Consider the following 14,867-nt stretch of genomic DNA (forward strand, 5'->3'; position numbering starts at 1 on the left):
CGCGTCGTTGCGGCCGAGGTGGCTGGAAGTCAACTCGGCCGCCGCCCGACCGTCAAGGAGTAAATCCTTAACGAGATGACAACGGTGCCATGCGTTAGGGGTGTGAACTCAGCGCGGTCACGCTATGGCGGGCGCGTCCGCACCCTGCACCCCGTCGAGCAGGCTCGAATCGCCCATCTCGCTCAGCACGAGCGCCAGCGCGCCCAGGACTTCCGCCCGGCCGCCCAGCGTGCCCGGCACGATGCCCAACTGGCGTGCCGCGCTGGGGATCGCGTACCGCGACACCGACTCCCGGATCGGCGCGAGCACCAGCTCACCGGCATCCGCGAGGTCGCCGCCGAGCACCACTCGGCTGGGATTGAGCAGATTGCACAGATTCGCCACACCGCTCCCGATATGACGGCCCACGTCCGCAATGACCCGGCGGCAGCCCGGGTCGCCCTCGCGCGCCAGCTGCACCACCCGCGCCATGGTCAGATCGGGGCCGTGGCTCGGCTGGAGCAGCGGCAGCACATAGCGGGCGGCGGTGAAGGTCTCCAGACAGCCACGGTTGCCGCAGCGGCAGACCGGCCCGGACTCGTCCAGGGTGATGTGCCCGATCTCGCCGGCCGTGCCGCCCGGCCCGCGGTAGATCTGCCCGCTGATCACCAGCCCGGCGCCGACGCCGCTGGCCACCTTGATGTACGCCAGGTCCGCGGCGCCGCGACCGCCGCCCCACACCAGCTCGCCCAGCGCGCCCAGATTGGCATCGTTGTCCACGTACACGGGCACGCCGAGGCGCCCGGACAGCTCCTGGCCGGGGTTCGTGCCGGACCAGCCCGGCAGGATCGCCGTGGACCCCAGCGTGCCGGATTCCACGTCGATGGGGCCGGGCACGCCGAGGCCGACCCCGATGACCTTGCCGGCGTCGATGCCGGTCTCCGCGATCAGGCGGCTGACCAGCTGCTCGGCCCGGTCGAAGCCCTCCGCGGCCGAGGCGTCCACGTCGATCGGCTCGGCCTCCTCGGCCAGCACCACGTGGGCCAGGTTGCCGACCGCGACCCGCAGATGGGAGTGGCCGAAATCGACGCCCACCACGATCCCGGCGTCCCCGGAGAGCGAGACGCTGCGGGCCCGCCGGCCGCCCGCGGAGGTGGGCGTCACCTCGACGGTCCCGCCGTCCTTGAGTTCACGAACGATGTTCGAGACGGTGGCCGCCGACAGCCCCGTGGTCCGGGCGATCTCCGCCTGCGTGAGCGAGCCCGCCATGCGTACCGCGCGCACGACCCGCTCCAGATTGGCCCGGTGCAGCGAGGACTGCGACCCCGGAGTCTCCATCGACTCATCCACTCCCGCCTGGGTCGGGCAGTGCGACGACTGCCCGCCTGCCGCGCCCACACCATCGGGGGGCGGCTTCCGATTTCAACATGTGAACTCTAAGCAGAACGCCGACGGGGAAGTCTCGTCAAGGTGTTGAGCCCTGGGCGATCGGCGGGGCAGGGGCGCAGAGGGCAGGTACCGCAAGGGCGGCCCCGCCGCTGCGGAACCGCCCGATGTGGCGCAGAACATTCGCCGCGCCGGAAACGGATCCGTCGACGTACGGGGCGTCGCGACACCCGTACGCGGCGCGAGCCCCCGCCCCGCTCGCTCTCTACTTGAGCGCCCCCGCCGTCAGTCCGGCCTGCACCTGGCGCTGGAAGATGAAGTAGACGAGGAGCACCGGGAGCATCGCGATCATCATGCCGGCCATCAGTCCGCCCCAGTCGCCCTCGTAGCCCTGCTGGAGGGCGATATTGGCGAGGCCCTGGGTCAGCACGTATTTGTCCTCGTCCTGGTTGAGGACCATCGGCAGCAGGTACTGATTCCACTGCCCGAGGAAGTTGAAGATCCCGATACTGATCAGGCCCGGTTTGGCCATCGGCAGCATGACCTGGAAGAACGTCCGGGCGTGCGAGGCGCCGTCGATCATCGCCGCCTCCGCCACCGAGGTCGGCAGGGTGCGGAAGAACGACGTCATGAAGAAGACGGTGAACGGCAGCGAGTAGGCGATATAGACCGCGATCAGGCCCTGGTAGGTCGCCAGCAGCGGGATCCCGGGAAAGTCCCGCATCACGAAGAACAGCGGGATGACCAGCATGAAGACCGGGAAGGACATACCGGCGACGAAGAGGTAGTAGATGATCCGGTTCCCGGGGAACTGGAAGCGCGCCAGGACATAGCCCGCCATGGAACCGAGCACCATCGTCCCGGCGACCGAACCGCCCACCACAACAAGGGTGTTGAGGAACATCTTGCCGATGTTCGCCTTGTCCCAGGCGTTGACCCAGTTCTCGAAGTGCAGCTTGCCCGGGAGCGACCAGGGGGTGGTGAGGATGTCACCGCTGCTCTTGAAGGAACTCCAGAGCACCCACAGCAGCGGCATGCCCACCATCAGCGCCCAGACGAACAGGATGCCGTGCGAGAAGACATTGAGCGTGCCGCCCTCGGAGCTCCGGCGCCCCGTCCGGGCGCTCTTCCGGCCGCCCGGTCGCTGCCCGCCGATCACCGGCCGCTGTTCCGCCGCGTTGGTTTCCGTCGTCATGCGCCCTGCCCCTAGAACTCGATCCGGTCACGGCGCGCGAAACGCATCGTGAGGACGGCGAACAACAGCGTCACGACGAGCATGGCCACACCCATCGCCGCCGCATAGCCGAACTGACTGTCGCGGAAGGCGGTTTGGTACAGCCGGAGCGGGACGACATCCGTCGCGCCGTCCGGACCGCCCATGTTGACGGACATGATCTGCACCAGCGCGAAGGCATCCATCGCGATGATGCCCATATAGACCCAGCCGGTCTGCACGGTGTCCCACAGCAGCGGCAGGGTGATCCGGAAGAAGGTGTGGAAGCGGTTGGCGCCGTCCAGCAGCGAGGCTTCGTAGATCTCCCGCGGAATGGAGGCCATGGCGGCGGAGAACAGCACGACGTAGAAGCCGACGTTCGCCCACACCATCACCACCATGATGCAGGCCAGCGCGATGCTTTTGACCCCCAGCCAGGAACTCTGGAGGGAATGCAGACCGACCGCGCCGAGCAGCGAGTTGAGCATTCCGTCGTGCGGATCCGGATTGTAGATGTTGAACCAGATCACCGAGATGATGGTGATCGAGATGACCTGCGGGAAGAAGTAGACGAACTTGTAGAACGACGCGCCGCGGACGCCGGTGATGACCGCTCCGCGGCGGGCCTTGCCGCCGACGTTCAGCATGAAGGCGAAGAACAGCCCCAGCGTCAGCGTCGCGATCGGCACCAGCACCAGCATGATGACGTTGTGCCGGAGCGCGTTCCAGAATTCGTCGCTGTGCAGCAGCTTGGCGTAGTTGTCCAGACCGACGCTCTTCGCGGTGCCGCGCAGTCCGCTCCACTCCGTCGTCGAGATCTGGAACGCCTGGACGAACGGGGAGATCACAAAGATCCCGTAGAACAGCAGAGGCAGGGCCAGGAACCCCACGATGAATCGGTACTTGCCGTGTCGCATGGCGCTCCCCGGCCCTCCCTCGTCAGCGGTGGTACGTGGTCGAAGCCCCGGTCAGGACCCGCGGTGGAACTTGGTGACCGAGCTGTCCTTGGCGGTCTCGTCCGCGTACTGCTGGGCCTTCTTTATCCAGTCGGCGGCCTTCATGTCGCCGGTCAGCAGCTGACTGGTGAGCCCGCCCAGCTTTTCGTCGGTCAGCTTCGGGTACCACTCCTGAAGCTGGATCATCAGCAGGTTCCGACCGCCCGCCTTGACGGCCTTCGCCGCGGAGGAGAGGCCCGGGGAGAGCTGCATTCCGTCGGTCGCGCCCTGCACGGAGGTGAGCGACTTGACCTTGGTCGCGAAATTCTGCGCGTGCTTCTTGGACAGCAGGATTCTCAGCAGTTCCATGCCGCCGATGGGGTTCTTGCCGCCCTTGGCCACGATGAACGGCTCACTGGGCTCGGCGCGCAGGGTGCCGTGCGGCATCTTGTCGCCGCTGCCGCCGTCGAAGAGCGGGCCGACGGCCATGCCGAAGTCGGCAGGGGTGGTCGGCGCGGCCTCGTTCTCCACCCACGAGCCGTTCGGGATGAAGGCCGCCTTGCCGCGGGTCCAGGCGGTCTGCGCCTGAATGTGCGTCAGGCCCTGGCTGCCTTCCAGGAAACAGCCCTTGGCGGCCAGTTCCTCGTAGTGCCCGATGACCTGCTTGACCGCGTCGTTCGAGGTCCAGGCATTCGGTTCCAGGTTGTCGATGGCGATCCACTTGTCGAGGCCGCCGATCTTGGCGATCTGCGCGAAGATGTTGAAGTGGACGTAGTACGGGTACTTCCCCGGATACGTCCAGGGCGCGATCCCCGCCTTCTTGATCTCGGCACAGAGCTTGATCATGTCGTCGAAGGACGTGGGATAGGTCCAGCCCTTGTCCTTCAGCAGCTTGTCGGAGTACCAGGTGCCGTAGACCGTGAAGGCGTAGTAGAAGACGTCGAAGGTGTCCTTGTGCTTGCCCTTTTCGATGGTGCTGGGGTAGAGCGTGTCCCGGACCTTCTTCTTCGGGTCGTCCATCGACGGGGCGTCGAGCAGCGGCGTGAGGTCCTGCAACTGCCCCTGTGCGGACAGCTTGTTCATATCGAGGTGGTCGGCCCCGGAGTTGTCGATCAGATCCGGCGGATTGCCGCCGGCGAAACGCGGCTGGAGTTTGGGGCCGACCTGCTGGGTGCCGGTGTGCTTGACGGTGATGCCGTACGTCTTGTTGTAGTCGGCCTCGGCGTCCTTTGCGTACTGGTCGCCCAGTCCGCCCTTGAAGATGAACGCTTCCAGGGGCGCCCCGTTCTTGACCCCGAGGGGATTCCTGGCGGAGGTGGCGCCCTTGTTCCTGGTGCCGTCGTCCGAGCCCCCACCGCCGCCGGTCGCACACGACGACAGTGCGCCCATGGCCGGTACGGCGAGAATTCCCAGGGCCGCGGCCCGCTTGACCAGATCGCGACGATTGACTTCTGAGGTGGATCCCATGCTCAAGTCCTCGCCTTCTTCAGGACTCAGGCGGTGTACCGGAGCCACCCCGGCACCGCAGGTCAGATGAAGCTGAGTTGTACGGGATGTGCACCGGGCTCGCCAGGGATATGCGGGGAATTGCTCCGGCCCGCTGTTTCCCCCGACTCGCCCCCGGTATCCACGGCCGCCGGTCGTACGGCCGCTCGGACGCCGATAGGTATAGTCCACTTCCGGCCGAAGGGGCAAGATCGGATACCGGGTCGGCCGGGCTTCTTTCCCTAGTTGAGACCTCACCGGTATGCACGCACCGGCCCCCGGCTCTCCGCGACACGGTCGCCCCCGGATCACCCGGAGCCCTTGACACCAAAGTCCCCACGCACCTTACTTATCTCTGCAATACGCAACTGACAACGATGTCAATCTCGTTGAGAGGGCTCGCGTGCGGCACAGACACCGGCACAGTCCACCGCGGGGGATCGCCCGCACCGTCGCCCTCGCGGCGGCGGCTCTGCTCCTCGTCACCGCGCAGGGCGCAACCGGCGCGGCCCAGGCCGCGCCGCCGCAACCGCCCCAGGGTCCGGCGGAGTTCAGCTCCTCCTTCGAACCGGGCCAGCCGCAGCCGGACTGGACCGACGCCGCCGAGACCGGGCCGGACGGCCGGCCGAAGACCTCCGGCGTCGGCCGCGAGGGCACCGGGGCGCCCGGTATGAGCACCCGGTCCGACACCGGCCCGGCCGACTCCCCCACCGCCAAGGCGCACGCCGGCTTCACCGGCGGCCACGCGCTGCGGTACGCCGGTACCCACACCGCCGCCGGCCGCGGGTACGCGTACAACAAGATCTTCCGGGTCAACACTCCTGTCACCACGGCGACTTCGCTCTCGTACAAGATCTTCCCGGAGATGTCCACCACCGATCCGGACTACCCCGCCACCCACGTCGCCGTCGACCTGGCCTTCACCGACGGGACGTATCTGAGCCGGCTGCACCCCGTCGACCAGTACGGCGCCCCACTGACGCCGCAGGGGCAGGCCGCCGCCAAGACGCTCTACGCCAACCAGTGGAACAACCGGGAGTCCCGGATCGGCGCGGTCGCCGCCGGCAAGACCATCGCGCGGATCCTGCTCGCCTACGACGCGCCCGCCGCGCCGCGCACCGCGCCGGCCTTCCGGGGCTGGGTCGACGACATCGCCATCGGCCCCAAGGCCCCGGAGAAGCCACTCGCCCACCTCTCCGACCACGCCGTCACCACCCGCGGCACGCTCTCCAGCGGCAGCTTCTCGCGCGGCAACACCTTCCCCGCCACCGCCGTCCCCAACGGCTTCAACTTCTGGACCCCGGTGACCAACGCGGGCTCCGCCGACTGGCTCTACGAATACGCGCGGAAGAACAACGCCGACAACCTCCCCACCCTCCAGGCGTTCAGCGCCAGCCATGAGCCGAGCCCCTGGATGGGCGACCGGCAGACCTTCCAGGTGATGCCGACGGTGGCCGCCGGCACCCCGGACGCCTCGCGGACCGGCCGGGCGCTGCCCTTCCACCACGCCAACGAGACGGCCCACCCGCACTACTACGGCGTGACCTTCGACAACGGCCTGAAGGCGGAGATCGCCCCGGCCGACCATGCCGCGATGATGCGCTTCACCTTCCCCGGCGACCACGCGGGCCTGATCTTCGACAACGTCAACAACAAGGGCGGCCTGAACCTGGACCTCGCGCACGGGGTCGTCAGCGGCTACTCGGACGTCAAGAGCGGGCTGTCGATCGGCGCCGGCCGGCTGTTCGTCTACGGCGTCTTCGACAAGCCGGTGACCGGCGGCGGCCGGCTCGGAGGGGGCGGCGGCAAGGACGTCACCGGCTATCTGCGCTTCGCGCCCGGCGCGGACCGCACCGTGACCATGCGGATCGCCACCTCGCTGATCGGCGTCGACCAGGCGAAGGCGAACCTCGCCCGGGAGATCCCCGCCGACGCCGCCTTCGCCGCCGTCCGGGACCGCGCGCAGGCGCAGTGGGACGCGCTCCTCGGCCGTATCGAGGTGCAGGGCGCCTCGCGCGACCAGCTGACCACCCTCTACTCCAGCCTCTACCGGCTCTACCTCTACCCCAACTCCGGTTCCGAGCAGGTCGGTTCGCGGGTCCGCTACGCCAGCCCGTTCTCCCCGCCGGCCGGGCCGGACACCCCCACCCGCACCGGCTCGAAGATCGTCGACGGCTCGATGTACGTCAACAACGGCTTCTGGGACACCTACCGCACCACCTGGCCCGCCTATTCGCTGCTCACCCCGGCCCGGGCCGGGAAGATGGTCGACGGATTCGTCCAGCAGTACAAGGACGGCGGCTGGATCTCGCGCTGGTCGTCACCGGGCTATGCGGATCTGATGACCGGGACCAGTTCCGATGTCGCCTTTGCCGACGCCTATGTCAAGGGCGTGAAGTTCGACGCCGCCGCGGCCTATGACGCGGCCGTCAAGAACGCCACCGTCGCCCCGCCGTTCTCCGGCGTCGGCCGCAAGGGCATGGGCACCGCGCCGTTCCTCGGCTATACGAGCACCGACACCCGCGAGGGCGCGTCCTGGGCGCTGGAGGGCTATCTCAACGACTTCGGTATCGCCCGCATGGGACAGGCGCTCTACGCGAAGACCCACAATCCCCGCTACAAGGAGGAATCCGACTACTTCCTGGGCCGGGCCCGGAACTACGTCCAGCTCTTCGACCGCCGGACCGGTTTCTTCCAGGGCAGGGACGCGCAGGGCACCTGGCGGCTGCCCCCGGAGAAGTTCGACCCGCGCGTCTGGGGCTACGACTACACCGAGACCAACGCCTGGACCTACGCCTTCACCACCCCGCAGGACACCCGGGGGCTGGCCAACCTCTACGGCGGCCGGGCCGGTCTGGCGAAGAAGCTGGACGCGTATTTCGCCACCCCGGAGACCGCGGCCAGGCAGTTCGCCGGCTCGTACGGCGAGGTCATCCACGAGATGACCGAGGCCCGCGATGTCCGGATGGGCATGTACGGCCACAGCAATCAGCCCGCCCACCACATCGCCTATCTCTACGACGCGGCGGGGCAGCCGTACAAGACCCAGCAGAAGGTCCGGGAAGTGCTCGGCCGGCTCTATCTCGGCAGCGAGATCGGCCAGGGGTATCCGGGCGACGAGGACAACGGCGAGATGTCCGCGTGGTACGTCTTCAGTTCGCTCGGCTTCTATCCGCTGGTGATGGGCCAGGGCGAGTACGCGGTGGGCTCCCCGCTGTTCGCCAAGGCCACCATCCATCTGGAGAACGGCCGCGACCTCACCGTCAACGCCCCCGGCAACAGCGCCCGGAACGTCTACGTCCAGAGCCTCCGGGTGAACGGAAAGCCGTGGAATTCCACCGCCCTGCCGCATGCGCCGCTGGCCCGCGGCGGCACCCTGGACTTCGCCATGGGCCCCCGCCCCTCCCGCTGGGCCACCGGTCCGGACGCCGCGCCCACCTCGATCACCCGGGACGACCGGGTGCCGGCGCCACCGCGGGACGTGACGATCCCTTCGGGCCCGCTCTTCGACAACTCCTCGGCCACGTCCCAGGAGTTCACGTCGGTGGAACTGCCGGTGGCGCGGCCGGTCCGGGCCGTGCAGTACACGCTCACCTCGGCGGATCGCGCGCGGGCGCCCGGCGACTGGGCGCTGGAAGGATCACCGGACGGGACGGCCTGGACGGAACTGGACCGACGGTCCGGCGAATCCTTCGCCTGGGACCGCCAGACCCGCGCCTTCTCGATCGCTTCGCCGGGTGCGTACCGGCACTACCGCATCGTCTGCCCGAAAAAGGTGGTACTGGCGGAACTGGAGCTTCTCGCGCCGCCGCAAGGGTAGTCGGCGGCTGAAGCGGCCGTGCGAAGGCCCCGATCCGGGAAGGCCGAGGGCCGCACCCCCCTTCCGGGGAGTGCGGCCCTTGTGCTCAAGCGCCCTCGGGCGCCGCTTACTTGCGGATCAGGCTCCGCAGCACGTACTGCATGATGCCGCCGTTGCGGTAGTAGTCCGCCTCACCGGGGGTGTCGATGCGGACCACCGCGTCGAACTCCACACCGCTGTCGGTGGTGACCTTGACCGTGCGCGGCGTGCTGCCGTCGTTCAGCTCGGTCACGCCGGAGATCGCGAAGGTCTCCTCGCCGGTCAGCCCCAGCGACTGGGCGGACTCGCCCTCCGGGAACTGGAGCGGCAGGACGCCCATGCCGATGAGGTTCGAGCGGTGGATGCGCTCGTAGGACTCGGCGACGACGGCCTTGACGCCGAGCAGCGCGGTGCCCTTGGCGGCCCAGTCGCGGGACGATCCGGAGCCGTACTCCTTGCCGGCCAGGACGACCAGCGGGATGCCGGCGGCCTGGTAGTTCTGCGACGCGTCGTAGATGAAGGAGACCGGGGCGCCGTCCTTCGTGAAGTCGCGGGTGAAGCCGCCCTCGGTGCCCGGCGCGATCTGGTTGCGCAGGCGGATGTTGGCGAACGTACCGCGGATCATGACCTCGTGGTTGCCGCGGCGCGAGCCGTAGGAGTTGAAGTCGCGGCGCTCCACACCGTGCTCGGTGAGGTACTGGCCGGCCGGGGTGTCGGCCTTGATCGCACCGGCCGGGGAGATGTGGTCGGTGGTGACCGAGTCGCCCAGCTTGGCGAGGACCCGCGCACCGGCGATGTCGGTGACCGGGGTGGTCTCCATCGTCATGCCCTCGAAGTACGGGGGCTTGCGGACGTAGGTGGACTCGGCGTCCCACTCGAAGGTGTTGCCGGTCGGGATCGGCAGCGCCTGCCACTGGGCGTCGCCCGCGAAGACGTCGCTGTAGGACTTGTTGAACATGTCCTCGCCGATGGCGTTGGCCACGACGTCGTTGACCTCGGCCTCGGCGGGCCAGATGTCCTTGAGGAAGACCGGGTTGCCCTCGGTGTCGGTGCCCAGCGCCTCGCGGGTGATGTCCACCTTCATGGAGCCGGCGATGGCGTACGCGACGACCAGCGGCGGGGACGCCAGGTAGTTCATCTTGACGTCGGGGTTGATCCGGCCCTCGAAGTTGCGGTTGCCGGAGAGGACCGAGGTCACGGCCAGGTCGTGGTCGTTGACGGCCTTGGAGACCTCCTCCGGCAGCGGGCCGGAGTTGCCGATGCAGGTGGTGCAGCCGTAGCCGACGAGGTTGAAGCCGACCTTGTCCAGGTACGGGGTCAGGCCCGCCTTGTCGAAGTAGTCGGTGACGACCTTGGAGCCGGGCGCCAGGGTGGTCTTGACCCACGGCTTGCGGGTCAGGCCCTTCTCCACGGCCTTCTTCGCGACCAGCGCGGCGGCGACCATGACGTAGGGGTTGGAGGTGTTGGTGCAGGAGGTGATGGCCGCGACCGTCACCGCACCATGGTCGATCTGGTAGGTCGAGCCGTCGGGGGCGGTGACGGTGACCGGGTTGGTCGGGACGCCGTCGGCGGTGGCCGGGGAGTCGGAGGCCGGGAAGGACTCCTTGCCGGCCTCGTCGGCGGTGTCGACGTAGTTGCGGACGTCCTGGGCGAACTGCTGGGCGGCCTCGGCGAGGACGATGCGGTCCTGCGGGCGCTTCGGGCCGGCGATCGACGGGACGACCGTCGAGAGGTCCAGCTCCAGCTTCTCGGAGAAGTCCGGCTCGGCGGCCGGGTCGAGCCAGAGGCCCTGCTCCTTGGCGTACGCCTCGACCAGCGCGACCTGCTGGTCGCTGCGGCCCGTCAGTCGCAGGTAGTTGAGGGTCTCGCCGTCGATCGGGAAGATGGCGGCGGTGGAGCCGAACTCCGGCGACATGTTGCCGATGGTGGCGCGGTTGGCCAGCGAGGTGGCGGCGACGCCCTCGCCGTAGAACTCGACGAACTTGCCGACGACGCCGTGCTTGCGCAGCATCTCGGTGATGGTCAGCACCAGGTCGGTGGCGGTGGTGCCCGGCTTGAGCTCACCGGTCAGCTTGAAGCCTACGACGCGCGGGATGAGCATGGAGACCGGCTGGCCGAGCATCGCGGCCTCGGCCTCGATGCCGCCGACGCCCCAGCCCAGCACACCGAGGCCGTTGACCATGGTGGTGTGCGAGTCGGTGCCGACGAGGGTGTCGGGGTAGGCCTGGCCGTTGCGGACCATGACCGTGCGCGCCAGGTGCTCGATGTTGACCTGGTGGACGATGCCGGTGCCCGGGGGGACGACCTTGAACTCGTCGAACGCGGTCTGGCCCCAGCGCAGGAACTGGTAGCGCTCCTTGTTGCGGCCGTACTCCAGCTCGACGTTCTGCGCGAACGCGTCGTGGGTGCCGAACTTGTCGGCGATGACGGAGTGGTCGATGACCAGCTCGGCCGGCGCCAGCGGGTTGATCTTCGCGGGGTCGCCGCCCAGCTCCTTGACGGCCTCGCGCATGGTCGCGAGGTCCACGACGCAGGGCACGCCGGTGAAGTCCTGCATGATCACGCGGGCCGGCGTGAACTGGATCTCCTGGCTCGGCTGCGCCTGGGAGTCCCAGTTGCCGAGCGCGCGGATGTGGTCGGCGGTGATGTTCGCGCCGTCCTCGGTGCGGAGCAGGTTCTCCAGCAGCACCTTCAGGCTGTACGGCAGGCGGGCTGCGCCCTCGACCTTGTCCAGCCGGAAGATCTCGTAAGACTCGTCGCCCACCTTCAGGGTGCTGCGGGCGTCGAAGCTGTTCGCCGACACGACAGTCTCCTTCATGCATGAATTCGCGCGTACCACCTGCATCCTGCCGTCACAGGTCCCAGCCGATCCGCTAAGGTACGCCTTAGTTAGGTATGCCTAACTAGCGCGGCAGCGGTACGCCTCTCGCCAGATATCTCGATGTCGAGATAACTCTAGTACATCGCCGCCGCGGGGTCATGCCCTGCCCACGCAATCCGGCGCGCTCCTCTCGTCGCCGGCCCCGCACGGCGGTACGCGCCGCCGGCACCTCACGCCCGCTCGTCGCGCACCCGCTCCACCAGTTCCGCCGCCTGCGCCCGGTTGCCGACCTGGAGCTTGCCGAAGAGGTTGTTGATGTGGGTCTTGACGGTGGCGACCGAGACGAACAGCTCCTCGGCGATGGCCCGGTTGCTCCGCCGCTCGGTGAGCAGCTGGAGGACCCGGGTCTCCTGGACGGTCAGCGCATGCGCCGCCGCGATCCGCTCCAGCGCCGTCCGGTGGCTCAGGCCGCGCACCATGACCGAGGCGACCTCCGGGGCGAAGGTGCGGTGCCCGTCGGCGGTCGCGGTGATCGCGGAGACGATCTGGGCGCGCCCGGCGCTCTTGGTGAGATAGCCGGCCGCGCCCGCCTGGAGCGCCCGGACCACCGACTCGTCGTCGGCGTAGGTGGTCAGCACCAGCACCGCGGGCCCCGGGCCGGGCGCGGTGATCGCGCGGGTCGCCGCGACGCCGTCGACACCGGGCATCCGGAGGTCCATCAGCACCACGGCCGGGGCCAGGCGCCGGGCCAGCTCGACGGCCTCGGCGCCGTCCGCCGCGGTCCCCACCACCTCGATCTCCGGCTCGTGGTCGAGGATGGTCACCAGGCCGTCGCGCACCGCGGCCTGGTCGTCGGCGACAACCACCCGGACCGGCCGGTCACTTCGGCCGCCGCGGTCGCCGCGACCGCTGCCGTCACTCATACGGAACCCGGCATTCCACCGTCCACACCCCGTCCTTCCCGCCCGCGTCGAGTGTGCCGCCGACGATCTGTGCCCGCTCCCGCATACCGGCCACACCGTGCCCGCCCGAGGGCAGCGGCACCGCCGGGCCGCCCGGCGCCGCGAGCCGGTTGGCGACCCGCAGCAGTACGGCGTCCCGGCCGGTCTCCAGCACCACGGCGACCGGCGCGCCCGGCGCATGCTTGCGGGCGTTGGTCAGCGCCTCGACGGTGACGGACGCGGCGACCTCGGCGACCGGCGCGGGCACCCGGCCCGCCTCGCCGCGCAGCTCGACGTCCACCGTCATGCCGAGCGCGCGGGCGCCGGCGACGATCTCGCCGAGCGCGGCGTCGATGCCGGCCGGCAGCCGGCGCAGCGCGTCGACCGCGCGCTTGGCCGCCACCAGGCCGTCCGCCGCCATCTCCCGCGCCCCGCGCACCCGGACGAGCACCTCCTCGTCCGCGCCGCGCGCCGCGGAGACCGCCTCCAGCGCGTCCAGCTGGAGCACCAGACCGCCGAGCGAATGGGCCAGCACGTCATGGATGTCCCGGGCGATCCTGGCGCGCTCCTCCAGCACCGCCTTCTCCGCGCGCCGTTCGGCCGCGCTGCGCTCGGTACGGCGGTCGAGGCCGTTCAGCCGGGCGAGGAGGCCGAAGCCGCCGCCCGTGACGGCCGAGATCAGCGACGGGACGGCCGCGTCCGGGCTCCCGCCGACGGCGGTGTGGGCCAGCGCGAAGCCGGCGATCCCGGCCGCGGTGGCGGCGGCGATCCAGCGGACGCCGTTGTCGACGGCCGAGGTCAGCAGGAACAGGCCCGCCGACGCCACGAACGCCGGGCCGGACGGCTGCGGGCTCATTCCGGCGCAGACCGCGCCGCCGACCAGCAGCACGCTCCACGCCACGCCCGGCCAGGGCGGCGCCAGCAGGTGCCGGATCACCGTGGTCACCGCCCACAGCGCGATCAGTGCGTGGAACAGCACGGTGACGACCGGCACTTGGGGGGTGTCGCGCGGCAGGACGACCGCGACGGTGATGGCGAGCCCGTTCAGCGCGATCCGGCGCAGCCGGGACGCGTCGAGGCCGTCCCGGAACCGGCCGGGCCGCAGCCGTCGTATCCCCTCGTTCCGCACCCGTCCATCATGGCGGCACGCACCGCCGGTCCCGTATCGGGCCGGCGTGATCTCCACCCCTTTCTCCACCCCGGCGGCTGATCCCTCCGCCCGCGCCCGGCCGCACCGTGGGAGGCACGCGGCGCAGACCGCGCACACCCACCTCGCAGAGAAGGCCCAGGGGTCATGGACCACACCACCAACACCAACCTCGTCATCACCGCCGTCGTGCTGGTGTGGCTGCTGTCCCGGCAGCTCACCGAGCGCCCGCTGCGGGAGAAGTCGCCGATCGGCCTGGTCCTGGTCGTCATCGGCGCGGTGGAGACCGCCGGGTACGCCACGTCCCGTCCGCTGTCCGGGCACGACGCCGGGATGCTCGCCGCGAGCCTCGCCGTCGGCGTGCTGCTCGCCGCGGTCCGCGCGTTCACCGTGCGGCTGTCCCTGAAGGGCGACACGGTGATGCGGCAGGGCAACCTGGCCACCGCGGCGCTGTGGATCGCCGGCCTCGGGCAGCACTTCCTGATCGACACCACGGTCGCGGCCGGGCTCGGCGCCGTCACCGTCCTGCTGTACTTCGGTGTGGTGCTGCTGGCCCAGCAGCAGGTGCTGGCCGCCCGCGCCCGTGGCGGTGCGCTGGCCCGCTGACCGTACGGCGCGCCGCCGGCCGGCTCCCAGCAGGTCCCGGAGAATTTTTTCCCGAAAGCCGCGGGAGCTGTCGATCCGGCCGCCTCCCGTTCGACGTACAGGTGAGGGCGGGGACGGACCCCGCCCACCCGACCGAGGAGTCACCATGCCGCGCTTTCTGACGCTGATCCGCATCGACGAGCAGCACATCCCCGCCGAGGGCCCCAGCCCCGAGATGGCGCGGCGGATGGGCGAGCTGCTGGAGGAGATCACCAAGGCCGGGGTGATGCTGGACACCGCGGGCCTCACCCCGAGCGCCCAGGGCACCCGGGTCACCTGGTCCGGCGGCGCGGTGTCGTACACCGACGGCCCGTTCGCCGAGGCCAAGGAGGTCATCGGCGGCTACGCCCTCCTCCAGGCCGAGGACAAGGCCGAGGCGCTGGAGTGGACCGAGCGGTTCCTCCGGGTCCACGACGCGCATCTGACCGTCACCGCCGAGGTCCGCGAGATCGCCGGGGGCTGACCCGGGCGCACGGG

10 protein-coding genes are annotated in these 14,867 nt (G+C 69.7%); 3 read left to right on the forward strand and 7 right to left on the reverse strand.

The genetic code is table 11. From position 1 onward, the window contains the following. Positions 1–117: 117 nt before the first annotated feature. The 4 genes from IEZ17_RS04290 to ngcE all read right to left on the reverse strand — a co-directional run bounded on the left by IEZ17_RS04290 (position 118) and on the right by ngcE (position 4,980). Positions 118–1,317, reverse strand: a complete 1,200-nt coding sequence (locus IEZ17_RS04290; protein ID WP_189296518.1) for an ROK family transcriptional regulator — start codon at positions 1,315–1,317, stop codon at positions 118–120. Between the two features lie 313 nt (positions 1,318–1,630). Beyond that, positions 1,631–2,560 (reverse strand): carbohydrate ABC transporter permease, encoded by a 930-nt coding sequence (locus IEZ17_RS04295; protein ID WP_189296520.1) that lies wholly within the window; start codon positions 2,558–2,560, stop codon positions 1,631–1,633. Positions 2,561–2,571: 11 nt separating this feature from the next. Further along, positions 2,572–3,495, reverse strand: coding sequence for a carbohydrate ABC transporter permease (locus IEZ17_RS04300; protein ID WP_189296522.1), 924 nt, complete (start codon positions 3,493–3,495; stop codon positions 2,572–2,574). A gap of 51 nt (positions 3,496–3,546) precedes the next feature. Continuing rightward, positions 3,547–4,980: an N-acetylglucosamine/diacetylchitobiose ABC transporter substrate-binding protein gene (ngcE, locus tag IEZ17_RS04305; protein ID WP_189296524.1), complete on the reverse strand. Its 1,434-nt coding sequence runs from the start codon at positions 4,978–4,980 to the stop codon at positions 3,547–3,549. Positions 4,981–5,401: 421 nt separating this feature from the next. Here ngcE and IEZ17_RS04310 point away from each other — a divergent pair, with 421 nt between their 5' ends. Continuing rightward, positions 5,402–8,818 (forward strand): GH92 family glycosyl hydrolase, encoded by a 3,417-nt coding sequence (locus tag IEZ17_RS04310; protein WP_189296526.1) that lies wholly within the window; start codon positions 5,402–5,404, stop codon positions 8,816–8,818. Positions 8,819–8,924: 106 nt separating this feature from the next. On the opposite strand, the gene acnA is transcribed toward IEZ17_RS04310, so the two are convergent. From acnA to IEZ17_RS04325, 3 genes are all read right to left on the reverse strand, one after another. Then, the gene (gene acnA / locus IEZ17_RS04315) at positions 8,925–11,639 is read right to left on the reverse strand and encodes an aconitate hydratase AcnA (RefSeq protein WP_308427583.1); all 2,715 of its coding nucleotides are present in this window, start codon (positions 11,637–11,639) and stop codon (positions 8,925–8,927) included. A gap of 248 nt (positions 11,640–11,887) precedes the next feature. Beyond that, positions 11,888–12,580 carry a response regulator transcription factor gene (locus IEZ17_RS04320; RefSeq protein ID WP_189296530.1) on the reverse strand — a complete coding sequence of 231 codons (693 nt, stop codon included), beginning with the start codon at positions 12,578–12,580 and terminating at the stop codon, positions 11,888–11,890. Then, positions 12,573–13,727: a sensor histidine kinase gene (locus tag IEZ17_RS04325; protein ID WP_189296532.1), complete on the reverse strand. Its 1,155-nt coding sequence runs from the start codon at positions 13,725–13,727 to the stop codon at positions 12,573–12,575. The genes IEZ17_RS04320 and IEZ17_RS04325 overlap by 8 nt, the downstream gene beginning before the upstream one ends. A gap of 165 nt (positions 13,728–13,892) precedes the next feature. On the opposite strand from IEZ17_RS04325, the gene IEZ17_RS04330 reads away from it, so the two are divergent. Both IEZ17_RS04330 and IEZ17_RS04335 read left to right on the forward strand, forming a co-directional pair. Continuing rightward, positions 13,893–14,351, forward strand: coding sequence for a hypothetical protein (locus IEZ17_RS04330; RefSeq protein ID WP_189296534.1), 459 nt, complete (start codon positions 13,893–13,895; stop codon positions 14,349–14,351). A 145-nt stretch (positions 14,352–14,496) separates the two neighbouring features. After that, positions 14,497–14,853, forward strand: a complete 357-nt coding sequence (locus tag IEZ17_RS04335; protein WP_189296536.1) for a YciI family protein — start codon at positions 14,497–14,499, stop codon at positions 14,851–14,853. Positions 14,854–14,867 lie beyond the last annotated feature (14 nt).

It is taken from the genome of Streptomyces albospinus, assembly GCF_014648695.1.
GTDB lineage: Bacteria > Actinomycetota > Actinomycetes > Streptomycetales > Streptomycetaceae > Streptomyces > Streptomyces albospinus.

Excerpts from the sequence above, each read along its gene's own strand:
- IEZ17_RS04300 (WP_189296522.1), bottom strand. The coding sequence starts at position 3,495 with ATGCGACACGGCAAGTACCGATTCATCGTGGGGTTCCTGGCCCTGCCT.
- ngcE (WP_189296524.1), bottom strand. The coding sequence starts at position 4,980 with ATGGGATCCACCTCAGAAGTCAATCGTCGCGATCTGGTCAAGCGGGCC.
- IEZ17_RS04290 (WP_189296518.1), bottom strand. The coding sequence starts at position 1,317 with ATGGAGACTCCGGGGTCGCAGTCCTCGCTGCACCGGGCCAATCTGGAG.
- IEZ17_RS04320 (WP_189296530.1), bottom strand. The coding sequence starts at position 12,580 with ATGAGTGACGGCAGCGGTCGCGGCGACCGCGGCGGCCGAAGTGACCGG.
- IEZ17_RS04330 (WP_189296534.1), top strand. The coding sequence starts at position 13,893 with ATGGACCACACCACCAACACCAACCTCGTCATCACCGCCGTCGTGCTG.
- IEZ17_RS04295 (WP_189296520.1), bottom strand. The coding sequence starts at position 2,560 with ATGACGACGGAAACCAACGCGGCGGAACAGCGGCCGGTGATCGGCGGG.
- IEZ17_RS04335 (WP_189296536.1), top strand. The coding sequence starts at position 14,497 with ATGCCGCGCTTTCTGACGCTGATCCGCATCGACGAGCAGCACATCCCC.